General features: G+C 67.1%; 12 protein-coding genes. 2 read left to right on the top strand and 10 right to left on the bottom strand.

The features are described from left to right. Positions 1-16 precede the first annotated feature (16 nt). Together A5705_RS26040 and A5705_RS26035 are read right to left on the bottom strand one after the other, a co-directional pair. Complete coding sequence (locus tag A5705_RS26040; RefSeq protein WP_068280946.1) at positions 17-241, bottom strand: hypothetical protein; 225 nt, start codon at positions 239-241, stop codon at positions 17-19. A gap of 111 nt (positions 242-352) precedes the next feature. Next, positions 353-724, bottom strand: coding sequence for a nuclear transport factor 2 family protein (locus tag A5705_RS26035; protein ID WP_067884263.1), 372 nt, complete (start codon positions 722-724; stop codon positions 353-355). A gap of 87 nt (positions 725-811) precedes the next feature. Between A5705_RS26035 and A5705_RS26030 the strand changes: the two genes are divergently transcribed. Both A5705_RS26030 and A5705_RS26025 read left to right on the top strand, forming a co-directional pair. After that, entirely contained in the window at positions 812-1,678 is an 867-nt protein-coding gene (locus A5705_RS26030; RefSeq protein ID WP_068280943.1) for a rhomboid family intramembrane serine protease, read from the top strand. Continuing rightward, complete coding sequence (locus A5705_RS26025) at positions 1,675-2,136, top strand: SRPBCC family protein (RefSeq protein ID WP_067884123.1); 462 nt, start codon at positions 1,675-1,677, stop codon at positions 2,134-2,136. Before A5705_RS26030 ends, A5705_RS26025 begins: the two co-directional genes overlap by 4 nt. Positions 2,137-2,148: 12 nt before the next feature. Here A5705_RS26025 and A5705_RS26020 read toward each other — a convergent pair whose 3' ends face one another. From A5705_RS26020 to A5705_RS25985, 8 genes are read right to left on the bottom strand one after another with little or no spacing between them, the layout of a single operon-like run. Next, positions 2,149-3,291, bottom strand: coding sequence for an NDMA-dependent alcohol dehydrogenase (locus A5705_RS26020; RefSeq protein ID WP_068280938.1), 1,143 nt, complete (start codon positions 3,289-3,291; stop codon positions 2,149-2,151). Positions 3,292-3,338: 47 nt separating this feature from the next. Continuing rightward, positions 3,339-4,760, bottom strand: a complete 1,422-nt coding sequence (locus A5705_RS26015) for an aldehyde dehydrogenase family protein (protein WP_068280937.1) — start codon at positions 4,758-4,760, stop codon at positions 3,339-3,341. A gap of 15 nt (positions 4,761-4,775) precedes the next feature. After that, complete coding sequence (locus tag A5705_RS26010; protein ID WP_068280936.1) at positions 4,776-6,482, bottom strand: thiamine pyrophosphate-binding protein; 1,707 nt, start codon at positions 6,480-6,482, stop codon at positions 4,776-4,778. Between the two features lie 2 nt (positions 6,483-6,484). Continuing rightward, entirely contained in the window at positions 6,485-7,642 is a 1,158-nt protein-coding gene (locus A5705_RS26005) for a CaiB/BaiF CoA-transferase family protein (RefSeq protein ID WP_068281064.1), read from the bottom strand. Positions 7,643-7,655: 13 nt separating this feature from the next. Then, the gene (locus A5705_RS26000; RefSeq protein ID WP_068280933.1) at positions 7,656-8,591 is read right to left on the bottom strand and encodes an SDR family NAD(P)-dependent oxidoreductase; all 936 of its coding nucleotides are present in this window, start codon (positions 8,589-8,591) and stop codon (positions 7,656-7,658) included. Then, on the bottom strand, positions 8,592-10,448 hold the full coding sequence (locus A5705_RS25995; protein WP_067884092.1) for an NAD(P)/FAD-dependent oxidoreductase: 1,857 nt from the start codon (positions 10,446-10,448) through the stop codon (positions 8,592-8,594). Next, positions 10,445-11,821, bottom strand: a complete 1,377-nt coding sequence (locus A5705_RS25990) for an SRPBCC family protein (protein WP_068280929.1) — start codon at positions 11,819-11,821, stop codon at positions 10,445-10,447. The genes A5705_RS25995 and A5705_RS25990 overlap by 4 nt, the downstream gene beginning before the upstream one ends. After that, positions 11,818-12,678 (bottom strand): SDR family NAD(P)-dependent oxidoreductase, encoded by an 861-nt coding sequence (locus A5705_RS25985; RefSeq protein ID WP_068280928.1) that lies wholly within the window; start codon positions 12,676-12,678, stop codon positions 11,818-11,820. Before A5705_RS25985 ends, A5705_RS25990 begins: the two co-directional genes overlap by 4 nt. Positions 12,679-12,709 lie beyond the last annotated feature (31 nt).

Raw genomic sequence — 12,709 nt, 5'->3', positions numbered from 1 at the left:
GGCGTCGGGAATTCGGCTATAAAATCCGGCGGTTCGCCCTACCGACCTGGTAGCCGGTCGGGAAGGACTTCTCGATGACCTGCAGCTGGTGGTCCACCCTGGATTCGAGCTCGAGAACCACGCAGCCGTCGCCAACGGTTTTCGATTCGAGGACTATGTATCGCTGACCACAATCGGTGATCGGGTCGCCCGAGTGCAATTTCTCGACCGGCACCGACTCCGGTGTTCCGTCTGCCTCCATCCATGACACGTTAGGTCAATTCGGTGGATCAGGGAAGGAACACTTCGCAGGTCGAACGTCGAGTTGTTTGACGAATGGAGCCGAAATCACGACAACAAGTCGACGCTCGGCCTACTGACCCGCGCCGGCGCCGGGCTGTTTGAAGAACACGCTGACGTGACGGATCAGCCCGTCGTCGCCCTGCTCGAAGAGGATGCATTCGGGCCACGTCGCGGTGACCCCGTCGATCTCGAACGCCTCCGTCAATTCGGCGTACGACACCCGGGAGTCCACGTGCGAAACCCGCCGCACCTCCAGCCGGTGGCCCTTCAGGTCGGTGCATACCTTGCGCAGAAAGGCGACGTAGCGCTGCTTGCCCTCGACGACGTCGCAGAACGGGCCCTCACGGACCAGGCCCTCGTCGGCGATCGTCGCGGCCAGGCCGTCCCAGTCGTGTCCGGCCAGGCAGTCCAGGTAGCGCTCGACAACGCCGGCGCCGGTCACCTCGGTGACTCCACGGAAAACACAGTAAGGCACGGGGGCGGCCCAGAAAATGTCGAGCAATGCGGCAACACGCGCGAGAATGATGCGATGAGCGCACCCAGCGCCCCGGAGTCACCGGCCGATGCCCCGATTTGCTACCGGCATCCCGGTCGTCGCACCTACCTCCGCTGCAACCGCTGCGAACGCTACATCTGCGCGGACTGCATGCGCGCCGCCGCGGTCGGTCACCAGTGTGTGGAGTGCGTGCAGGCGGGCGCCCGCACGATCCGGCAGCCTCGGACCCGCTTCGGCGCGCCGCAACGATCGGACACGCCGGTGGTCACCTACGCGCTGATCGCGATCAACGTGGTGGCCTTCGTGGTGCAGCTGGCGTCGGGGGGGCTGGAAAAGCAGCTGGCGCTGTGGCCACCGGCGGTCGCCGACGGCGAGCGGTATCGGCTGCTGACGTCGATGTTCCTGCATTACGGGGCGACCCATCTGCTACTCAACATGTGGGCGCTGTACGTCGTGGGCCCGCCGCTCGAAATGTGGCTGGGCCGAATGAGGTTCGGTGCGCTCTACGCGCTGAGCGGGTTGGGCGGCTCCGTGCTGGTGTACCTGCTGTCGTCGCTCGGCACGGCGACGGCCGGAGCGTCGGGCGCGATTTTCGGTCTCTTCGGCGCCACGTTCGTGGTGGGCAAGCGGCTGTCCCTGGATGTCCGCTGGGTGGCGGCGGTCATCGTGATCAACCTGGTTTTCACGCTGGTGGTCCCGCTGATCAGCTCGCAACGGATCAGCTGGCAGGCGCACGTGGGCGGGCTGGTGACCGGCGGCCTGGTGGCCGCGGCCTACGTCTATCCGCCGCCGGAGCGGCGGAACCTGATCCAGGCCGCCGTGACGGTCGTCGTCCTGGTGGTGTTCGCCGCGCTGATCTGGTGGCGCACCGGGGTTCTCGCCGCGGAGCTGTCCCGGTGAGCTGGTGGGTCGCGCGCGCCGAACGAACGCTGTCCGAACAGGTGCCGGCGCCGCCGGGCGATGTCCGCGATTTCTACGTGGACCTGAACAACATCAAGGTCGTGCACCCGCTGATCGTGTCCGTGCAGGCCACCTCGCGGACCGAAACGCCGGACGGTTACCTGCAGAGCTACCGCGTGGTGGACCGGATCCCGTTGGGGCCCTTCAGTATGCGGATCACCTACCGCGCCCGGCTGCACGTCCGCGCGGACGGCGACGTGACCACCGAGGCCGACCAGTCACCGGGGGTGCGGCTGCGCGGAACGGTGAGCTTCGCCCCGAGCGACGGCGGCACTCTGATCACCGAGCGGATACGGATCGCCGCGCCCCGGCCGTTGGCCCCGATCACCACGCGCGAGGCCGTCAAGGCGCACACCGAAATGCTGGCGGGCATCCGGCGCCACTTCGAATCCGCTTGACCAGGCGGCTTTTTACGGGCCGGCGAACTCGATGATCCCGCGAATGTTTCGGCCCTCCCGCAGGTCGGCGAACGCCTCGTTGATCTCGTCGAGCCGGTAGTGCCGGGTGACCAGCTCATCGAGTTTCAACGCGCCGGCCTGATACAGCGACAACAGCATCGGCACGCTCGTGCGCGGATTCATCCCGCCGTAGAGCGCTCCCCGGAGTTGCTTGGCCGACAGCGTCATCTCCTGCAGGACCAACGGCACCGGCGGCTCGGTGAACGGGGTGATGCCGGTGAGCACGCATATCCCGCCCTTGCGCAGCAGCGCCATCGCCAACGGAAGCACGTCCACACGCACAACACCGGGACAGACGACCACGCGGTCCGCCATCAACCCGTTCGTGATCTCCTTGACCAGGGGGATCGCCGCCCCGGCGGAGGCGGCGGTGTGCGTGGCACCGAAGAACTTGGCCGAATCCCGCTTGGAATCAACCGGATCCACCGCGACCACATATTTCGCGCCGACCGCCCGCGCCCCCTGCAACGCGTTCATCCCGACCCCACCGGCGCCGATGACGACGACGGTGTCCCCGGGTTCGGTGGCCGCCGATATCGTCGCGGAGCCCCAGCCGGTGCTCACACCGCACGACACGAGTGAGGCGGCGTGGAACGGGATCGCGTCGTCGATCTTGATGACGGACCTCTCGGACAGCACGGCATATTCTGCGAACGTGCCGAGTTGGCCGTAGGCCAAGAGGTTTTCGTCGCCGAGATGCCGCCGGCAGGTCCCGTCGGTGGGCATCTCCCGCACGAACAGGCTTGCGCCGATGTCGCAGATGTAGCTTTGACCGTTCACGCAGAACCGGCAATTGCCGCACGCGGGAATGAACGAGAGCGCCACGCGGTCCCCCGGCCGCACCGTCGTGACTCCCGGTCCGGTCTCGGCGACAACCCCCGCACCCTCGTGCCCGCCGAGCAGCGGGAACCAGTCCGGCGCGGGCTGACCGCTGGCGGCCACGGCCTCGGGTGACGGCACCACGTCGCCGGTGAACAAGTGGTCGTCGGAGTGGCACACCCCGGCAACGGCCATCCGCACCAGCACTTCACCGGTCCGGGGCGGGTCGAGTTCGATCTCGTGGATCTCCCAGTCCCTGCCGACCCCGCGGATCACGGCGGCACGACACCTCATAGCGACCTCCCTGATGGCGCCTCGGCCCGTCAGGGCGCGTAGCCCAAGGTGCTCTTGACCTCTAGATACTCGTGGAAGCCGAACTCGCTCCACTCCCGACCGTTGCCGCTGTGCTTGTAGCCGCCGAACGCCGAATTCATGTCGAAGGCATGGTTGATCGTGACCCAGCCCGCGCGGATCTTGCGGGCCACCTCGCGGGCCTTGTCCAGGTCGGCTCCCGAGACATAACCGGCCAGGCCGTAATCGGTGTCGTTGGCGATCTCCACGGCCTGATCGATGTCGTCGTAGCCGAGGATGCACAGCACCGGACCGAAGATCTCCTCGCGCGCGATCGTCATGTCATTGGTGACGTTGGCGAAGACGGTCGGCTTGACGTAGTAACCCCTGTCCAGACCCGCCGGCCGGCCCGGGCCGCCGGCGACGACCGTCGCGCCCTCGTCGATGCCCGCCTGGATCAGGCCTTGGACCTTCTCGAATTGCGCCTTCGAGGCCACCGGTCCGATCGCGGTCTTGTCTGCCGGGCTGCCCACCTTCACCTGCTGGGCGACCTCACGAGCGATGCCGATGGCCTCGGCCATCCGCGAATTCGGGACCAGCATGCGCGACGGGGCGTTACAGCTCTGTCCGGTGTTCGGCATCATGTTGACCACGCCGGCGCGGACGCTGTCGGCAAAGCCCGCGTCATCGAGGACGATGTTGGGGCTCTTGCCGCCCAGCTCCTGGGTCACCCGCTTCACCGTGGTGGCGGCATTCCTGGCCACCTCGACGCCGGCGCGCGTGGAGCCGGTGAACGACACCATGTCGATGTCGGGGTGGCTCGCCAGGGCTACGCCCACCCCGGGGCCGTCACCGTTCACGAGGTTGTACACCCCGGCGGGCACGCCCGCGGCGTCGAGGATCTCGGTGAAGATGTAGGCGGAGAAGGGCGCCACCTCGGACGGTTTCAGGATCATCGTGCAGCCGGTCGCCAACGCCGGGTACACCTTGACCGCGATCTGGTTGAGTGGCCAGTTCCACGGCGTGATCAGCCCGCAGACGCCGATCGGCTCCCTGGCGATCAGCGTTGCGCCGTGCTGTTCTTCGAAGGCGAAGTTCTTCAGCACGTCGATCGCCGTCACCAGGTGACCGAGCCCGAGTTGCACCTGCGGACCCGCGGCCAGTGAGGGCGGCGCGCCCATTTCCTCGGTGACCGCGTCCGCGAGATCGCCCGTGCGCTTGCCGTATTCGGCCAGGATGGCCTCCAGCAGATCGAGGCGCTGCTCACGGGTGCTCTGCGACCATGTGGTGAACGCGCGGCGGGCGGCGGTGACCGCCACGTCGACGTCGGCGGCCGAGCCGAGCGAGATCTTCCCGGAGACCTCTTCGGTCGCCGGATTCTCCACGTCGAAGGTGTTGGGCCGCACGGGGTCTACCCAGCGCCCGTCGATGTAGAACTTGAGGTATTCGCGCATCAGATCGATCCCTTTCTATTGGGTGCCCTCGGCGTACCAGGTGCGGAATTCGTCGTACTTGGGCATCTCCTCGGAGTTGGCCTTGGGGTCGATGCAGACATGGACGACGGCGGTCTTGCCGCTAGCGTAAGCCCGCTCGATCGCCGGGCCGATCTCGTCCTCCTTCTCGACGTACTCGCCGTGGCAGCCGAAGCCCTCGGCGACCTTGTCGAGGCGGACGTTTTTGCTCCAGTGCACGCCGGGCTGGGGTGACGGCTGGGGGAAGGTGCGCTTGTAGACCCCCACCTCGAGGCCCCACTGGTGGTCGACGCCCACCACGCACACCAACGGAAGGTTCTGCCGCGCGGCGGTTTCCAACTCGGCGATGTGGAACAGGAACGCCGAATCGCTGGTCAGCAGCATCACCGGCCGCTTGCCGCCTTCGGCGATCGACGCCCCGACCGCGTAGGGCAGGCCGGTGCCGAGATGCCCGAAGTTCTGGTTCCAGATGACGTCGCGCGGTTTGGCCTGCGAGTAGGTCCACTGGAAGATGACGGTCGCGCCGCCGTCGCGGACCAGGATGCCGTCCTTCGGGAAGGCTTTGGTGGCCTCGACGACGAACCGCGCCGGATGTATCGGCGTCCGGCCTGTCGGCGCGTTCTCCGCGAGCTGCGCCAGCTCCGCCGCGTCCTGTTCGATCCAGCGGTCAAGATCGGCAGACGGCTTCCGCGGTCTGTCGCGGAGCGCGTCCACCAGCTGAGGCACCACACCGCGAAGGTCGCCGACCAGGGGGATGTCGATGGGACGGTTTACGCCGATGGCCACCGGATCCTGTTCGACCAGAACCCATTTACGCTTTGCGTCGTTCTCGGCCCAGTGGCGGGTCCGGCCGTAGTGGCTCGGTTCGCCGAGCTCCGTGCCGAGCGCGACACACAGGTCGGACTTCACCACCGCCTCGACGGCGGCCGGGGAAAAACCGTAGGCGAAGGTGCGGTCCTCGAGACCGTCGATGAACGACGTGCCGCCCGAGGTCTGGATCACGGGGCAAGCCATGAGGTCGGCCAGCTCCCGGACCGCCGCACCGGTGCGCGAGGTGTGGACCGCGTGTCCGACCAACAGGATCGGGCTTTCGGCCGCCCGGATCAGCTCGGCCGCTTCGAGCACCTCGCGCTGGCCTGCTGTCTGGTTGACAAGCCGATATCGGTTGGGCGGCAGCGGATCCGGTACCTCGAGTTCTTCGAGGATGACGTGCGACGGGTACTCGATGTAGGCCGGTCCCGGTGTGCCGGACATGGCGCGGCGGATCGCCTCGTGGATGATCTCGTCCGTCTGGTTGGCGTACTCGATGGATGCGCTGTACTTGACCGACGGCGCGACAAGGGGCTCCTGCCGCACGAACTGGATGCGTCCCCGCCGGACTCGGCGCTCGGTGACGCGGGCCCGCTGGCCGCCGAGGAAGATCACCGGCGAGTTCTCCACCAGCGCACACTGGATCGCTCCGGCCATGTTGGCCATCCCGGGTCCGAGCGTGCCGATGCACAGCCCGGGCTTACCCGTCATCCGCGACGCCGCCTCGGCCATGAAGCCGGCGCTGAGTTCGTGATGAGGCGCGACCACCGACCACCCGCGCGCGTCGGCTTCGGCGAACATGTGCACGAAGTTCGGGTCGGGGATGCCGAACAAGGTGTTCACACCCTCGGCCTCGAACAGGTCGAGGATGCGCTTGTAGACGGGCACGGCCATGGTCAAATCTCCTTTCCATCGCGAGCTGGAGGCACCACGCTCGCGCCGAGCTCCTCGAGCACTTGTGCGGTGTCGGCGCCGAGTTCCGGCGCCGGGCCCGCGACGCGACCGGGTGTCCGGGAGAACCAGGTGGGCACGCCCGGAAAGCGCACCGGCCCGTGCGGAGTGTCCACGGTCTGGAACATGCCGACGGCGTTCAGATGTGGGTCGTCGAACAGCGCGCCCGGCGTGTTCAGTGGTGCGGCCGGTATTTCGAGTTCTCCTAACAGCTCCAGCCACTCACTCGTCGAGCGCTGCTTCATCGTCTCGGCGACCAATCCGTAGATGGTGTCGATCTGGTGGGCGCGCTGTTCCAGCGTCGAATAGAGGTCGCTGGCCCACGGCGGGCGCACGGCGTCGACGAACGCGTTCCAGTGCTTGTCGTTGTAGATCAACGCGGCGATGTAGCCGTCACTGGTGCGGTATGGGCGACGGTTGGGCGCCACCGTGCGCGGATAGACCGCCGGCCCCAGGGGCGGGTCGAACATTGCGCCGTTGGCGTGTTCGACGAGCATGAACGAGGCCATGGTCTCGAACATGGCGACCTCGACCTCCTGACCCTCGCCGGTGCGTTCGCGGTGGTACAACGCCATGGTCGTCGCGTACAGCGCCGTCAACCCGGCGACCTTGTCGGCCATGATGGTTCCGACGTAGTCGGCCTCGCCGGTCAGTTGCTGTTGCACCGCGGGCAGGCCGCACTCGGCCTGAATCGTGTCGTCGTAGGCGGGCCGGTCCCGTTCGGGTCCGCGGCGCCCGTACCCGTAGCAGTTGGTGTAGACGATCGCGGGGTTGATCGCGGCGACGTCGTCGTAGGCGAAGCCGAGCTTGGCGATCGCCTTGGCGCGCATCGAGTGGATGAACACGTCCGCGGTCTCGGCAAGCGCCCGCAGCGCGTCCGTTCCGGCGTGGGTGTGCAGGTCCAGGACGACGCTGCGCTTGCCGCGGTTGACGTTGACGAACACCCCGCTCATGCCCGGCGCGGGGCCGACCGAGATGTAGCGGGTGTTATCGCCTTGGGGCGGTTCGACTTTGATCACGTCGGCGCCCATGTCGGCCATGATCTGCGTGCAGTACGGTCCCATCACCATCGCGGTGAGGTCGACGACCCGCACGCCGGCCAGCGGGCCCGTCCGGCTAGCCACGAAGCACGCCCCGATCGCTGGACCGGTGTGCGAGGTCGAAGCTGTAGCGGATGTGCTGGTGGTGACCGTCGGGAACCACCGGAAACACCAGCGGGGCCTCGATGTTTCGGATCGCGTCGAGGTGTTCGCCGACCTCCTCGACCGTCCAGGCCGGCCGGTGCACCCCGGGGCTTTCCGCGATGACCGCCCGCGCCACCCGCCCCGCCAACGCGATGAACACCTCCCCGGTCACCGAACAGCTTTCGTGGGCGAGCCAACCCACCACGGGCGCAACGAGTTCCGGACCCATCGGGGGGTAGGCCGAGGTGTCGATGCCGGCGGCCATTCTCGTCACCGCTGCCGGCACGATCACGTTGCACCGCACGCCGTCGGCCGCGCCTTCGAGGGCCGCGACATTGGACAGTCCGATCACGCCGGCCTTGGCGGCGGCGTAGTTGGCGACGTCCTGGTTTCCGTACAGGCCGCCGATCGAGGAAGTCAGCACGATGCGCCCGTACCCCGCGTCGCACATCACCGGGAACGCGGGCCGCACAACGTGGAACGCGCCGCGCAGGTGAACATCGAGCACCGCGTCGAAGTCCTGGTAGCTCATCTCCTTCAGCGAGCCGCGGCGGACGTTGCCGGCGTTGTGGATGAGGACGTCGACGCGTCCGTAGCTGTCGAGCGCCGCGTCGATGATGGCCTTGCCGCCGGCGGCGGTGGCCACCGAGTCGGTGCAGGCGACGGCCTGACCACCGGCGGCGACGATCTCGCGCACGACATCGCGGGCCGGACCGTTGTCGGCGCCGTCACCCGTGAGGCCGCCGCCGTGATCGTTGACGACGACCTTGGCGCCCCGTGACGCCAGCAACAGGGCGTAGCAGCGGCCGTGGCCTCGGCCGGCCCCGGTGATGACGGCGACGCGCCCGTCGAATCTCAGCTCTGCCATCTAAGTTCCGAGCACCAGGCCGTTCAGATCGCCCTTGGCGCGCCATTCCCTCAGCAGGTCGTCGAACGCGTAGAAACCGGGCGAGTAGGGCTCCCCGAGGAACGAGCGGATGCCCTCTCCGCCTCCGCCGCCCTCGTTGTTGTAATAGCCCGGCGTGCAGCTCACTTCGAACGCCGAGTTGTCGATGGCGAGTTCGCGGATCGTGGCAACCCAGTCGTCCTGACCCTCCTGACTCGGTTCGACGGTCGTGGCGCCGCGCTTGATGGCTTCGGAGATGATGTAGGCGATGTGTTCGGCCTGCTGCTCGAACATCGCGGTGGTGTTGGCCGAAACGCCGCCCTGCAGGAAACCGGTGTGGAACTGGTTGGGGAAGCCGCGAGTGGTCATGCCGTGCAGCGTCTTGTAGCTTTCGCGCCAGTGATCGAAGAGCGAAACACCGTCGCGGCCCTCGATCGCTTCGATCGCGTACCGGCGGCTGATCTCGGTGGAGATCTCGAAGCCGCTCGCGAAGACCACGCAATCGACCTCGTACTCGATGCCGCCCGCGACTATGCCGTTCTCCGTGAGCCGCTCCACCCCCTTTGACCCCGACACGTCGACCAACGTGACATTGGGATTGTTGAAGGTCGGCAGGTATTCGTCACTCGAGCACGGCCGCTTGCACAGGAACCGGTAGTACGGCTTGAGCGCCTCGGCGGTGTCGGGGTCCTCGACGATGTCGGCGATCCGGCGCCGCAGCCGCTCCATGATCTTGTAGTCTTCCTCCTCGCGCATCGCCATGATCTGCTCGATGCCCAGCGACGCGGGGTCGTCACTCGCGGCAATGCGCGCAGTCATGTTGCGCCCCAACTCGGTCCAGAAGTCGCAAACCTGGTCCGCCGCATCGAACACCACGCCCTCGAACGGCGACCACCGATGGAAATTGCGCTTGCGCTCCGCCTGCCACCCGGGCTGCAGCGATGCCACCCAGTCCGGGTTCGTCGGCTCGTTTCCGCGCTCGTCCACCGACGACGGTGTCCGCTGGAACACGTAGAGGTGCTGGGCATCCCGACCCAGGTGGGGAACCAGCTGAACACCCGTCGCCCCGGTGCCGACCAGCGCCACCCGCTTGTCGTGCAGCTTGTCCAGGCGGCCGTTGGCGTCGCCGCCGGTGTAGTCGTAGTCCCAACGCGCCGAGTGGAAAACGTGGCCTCCGGCGTCCAAGTAGTCCTGGATGCCGGGGATGCCGGGCAACTTCGGCCGGTTGTACGAGCCCTGCGTCATCACCACGAAGCGGGCGCGGATGTCGTCGCCGCGATTCGTCCGTAGCCGCCAGCGGTTGATCGAGTCGTCCCAGCGCACCGTGCGCACCTGGGTAGAGAAGATCGCGCCGTCGTACAGCCCGAAATGTTTGGCGATGCGGCGGCAATGCTCGTAGATCTCCGCCCCGTCGGCGAACTTCTTGCTCGGCATGAAGTCGAGCTCTTCGAGCATCGGGATGTAGCAGTAGGCGTCGTTGTCGCACTGGATACCGGGGAAGCGGTTCCAGTACCAGACGCCGCCGACGTCACCGCCCATCTCGATGATGTGCACGTCGTCGACGCCGGACTTCTTCAGGTAGGCGCCCGCCAGCAGGCCGGCGATGCCACCACCGAGGACCGCTACCTCGACGTCCTCGCTGATCGGCGTGCGCGGCGTCACCGGCGTATGGGGATCGACCTCGGCGAACTCGGCGAAATCGCCCGTGAGTTCCAAATACTGCTTGGACCCTTCGGGGCGCAACCGTCTGTCGCGCTCGTGCAGGTACTTCTCGCGAAGCGCGTCGATGTCGATGTCTTGCGGGACGTCGGTCGGCCCACAGTTGTCGAAGTGCGTCATCGGATCTCTTTCGGCTCACCGGTACCCATGTACTTCGACAGCTGGTAATGGAGATTGACGGTGCTGCGTTCGCGGTAAGGGTTGGGTTTGGTGCCAGGGAAGCCCAGCGATTTCATGCCCTGCTGCACGGCGGCCATGTTGGAGAAGTCCTGGGGGAGGACCGACAGCCAGCGCGGGTCGCCCACCGGGGTGTACTCCCATTCGGTCTGCGGCTCTTGGCCTTTCGGGTACAACTCGAATACCGACACCTCGAAGATGCATTTGTTCGGGTCGTAGCTGGGATGCGGACGCGCGCCGTAGCACAGCGCAACGGTCAGGCCCTGACCGATCTGGAAGTTCGGGAAGATCTGCCACGCCGTACCCGCCTGACCGAGGATGTCGGGCGGGATGGTCGGCCAGATCACGCCGCGGGCCTCGTCGTCGCGCCGCGCCGCGGACAGCCAGTGCTCGAGCACCTTGTCGGGCGGCGTGCCCTCGGGCAGTTCGTCCACCAACCGCTTGGCGGCGTTCACCAGCGTCTCGGTGGTGGAGGTGTTGGTTTCCTCCATCGTGTAGATCTGCATCTCCGCGGTCGAAATACGCGGGTCGCCCGTGCCCAGTCGGATCTTGGACTTCGTGGCCTCCATGTCGTCGGGCGCGTCGTAGCCGATGTTGCTGTGCTTGCCCTGCGCCTTGGCCCAGCCCTTGAATTCGCCGAATTTGTTGAACTCCGGATGGGTTGTGTAGACGTGGTAGGTCTCGTTGAAGGCCTCCAGCGCGACCTTCCAGTTGCACTCGAAGGACAGCCATTTGCGCCACTTGCAGCGCATGTTCTCACACCCGAACGGGTCGAGGATCTTCGCGGCGGGAAACAGGTAGTCGGCCAGCGGCTCGCAGTCGGGGTCCATGTTGATCCACAACCAACCGCCCCAGGTGTCGACCCTGACCGGCCGCAGGTGGGTGTTCTCGGGAGTCAGCGCGCCCTGCCAGTCCTGTTGCTCGCGGATGTGGGTGCACGTCCCGTCCAAACCGTATGTCCAGCCGTGGAATCCGCACACGAACGACTTGCGGGCGCGGCCGCAGGCGTTCTTCGCGCCCTGCGGCGTGTCGATGAGCCGGCGGCCGCGGTGCATGCAGACGTTGTGGTGCGCGCGAAATTCGTTCTCACCGGTGCGCACCACGATGATCGAGTCGTCGAGGATGTCGTAGGTCAGGTAGCTGCCCACCTCGGGCAGCTCTTCGACGCGGCCCACCTGCTGCCAGACTTTTCGCCACAGCCTGTCGCGCTCGGCGCGGGCGTAGTCCTCGCTGATGTACGCCTCGACGCCGATCGTCATGGGTCGCGAAAGTTCCTCGGCCCCGGTGCGATTCGAGTCCTTGGCCAGATCGGTCACCGCATCCTCCTGATGGCCGCGCGGAAGGATTCGTCCTTGAGGAACAACGAGGTGTTGTCGGCGTCCAGGTGGCTCCATTTGAGGTCGAGGCCACCGTCGACGAGCAGCGTCTGGCCGGTGATGTAGCTCGACAGGTCGGAGAGCAGGAACAGGATTGCGCCGGCCTGCTCCTCGGGCCGGCCGCGCCGGCCCATCGCGATCGCCTGCCGATCCCGGTCCGGGTCCTCGTCGACGTAGGTGCGGGAGGCCGCGGTCTCGGTGACGCCGGGCGCCACGGCATTCACCCTGATTCCGGACATCGCCAGCTCGAGCGCCATCGTGCGGGTCATCGCCGCGATCGCGGCCTTGGCGGTCCCGTAGGCGATGTGGAACGGTGCGGTGTTCATGCCGCTGATCGACGAGATCGACACGATCGACCCGGGGCGCTGCTGCGCGACGAGTTCGGCCGCGACGGCCTGGCTCATGAAGAACGCCGTCTCGAGGTTGTCGGCGAAGATCTTGCGCCAGTCGCCGCGCGTCACCCGCGTCGACGGCATCCACGTCGACGGCTCGGCGCCGCCCGCGACGTTCACCAGGCCGTAGAGGTTGCCGTCGGCGCGCCGCGCCTGGTCGATGACGGCGGCGATGCCCTCGTCCGTCGACGCGTCGGCCGCGACGGGCACCACCGCCAAGCCCTGCTGCGCCAGCGGGGCGACGTGCTCGTCCAGGTTTTCCTTCGACCGGCTCGCCGCGATCACCGTCGCCCCGGCGCGGGCGGTCATGGCGGTGACGGTGGTGCCGATGCCGCCGCCGCCGGCGCCGGAAACCACGACGACGCGCCCTTCCAGCCCTGGGAGGCGCCCGAGAAGATCGTCCATGACCTGCAATCTGCCGCGTCGTTTTGTCCGG

The organism is Mycobacterium sp. E787 (assembly GCF_001668725.1).
GTDB lineage: Bacteria > Actinomycetota > Actinomycetes > Mycobacteriales > Mycobacteriaceae > Mycobacterium.
This window is presented reverse-complemented; position numbering and strand designations above follow the sequence as displayed.

What these genes read in the sequence shown, in the direction of transcription:
- A5705_RS26040 (WP_068280946.1), bottom strand. Translation starts at nt 241, where the DNA reads ATGGAGGCAGACGGAACACCGGAGTCGGTGCCGGTCGAGAAATTGCAC.
- A5705_RS26030 (WP_068280943.1), top strand. Translation starts at nt 812, where the DNA reads ATGAGCGCACCCAGCGCCCCGGAGTCACCGGCCGATGCCCCGATTTGC.
- A5705_RS26015 (WP_068280937.1), bottom strand. Translation starts at nt 4,760, where the DNA reads ATGCGCGAATACCTCAAGTTCTACATCGACGGGCGCTGGGTAGACCCC.
- A5705_RS26010 (WP_068280936.1), bottom strand. Translation starts at nt 6,482, where the DNA reads ATGGCCGTGCCCGTCTACAAGCGCATCCTCGACCTGTTCGAGGCCGAG.
- A5705_RS26000 (WP_068280933.1), bottom strand. Translation starts at nt 8,591, where the DNA reads ATGGCAGAGCTGAGATTCGACGGGCGCGTCGCCGTCATCACCGGGGCC.
- A5705_RS25995 (WP_067884092.1), bottom strand. Translation starts at nt 10,448, where the DNA reads ATGACGCACTTCGACAACTGTGGGCCGACCGACGTCCCGCAAGACATC.
- A5705_RS25985 (WP_068280928.1), bottom strand. Translation starts at nt 12,678, where the DNA reads ATGGACGATCTTCTCGGGCGCCTCCCAGGGCTGGAAGGGCGCGTCGTC.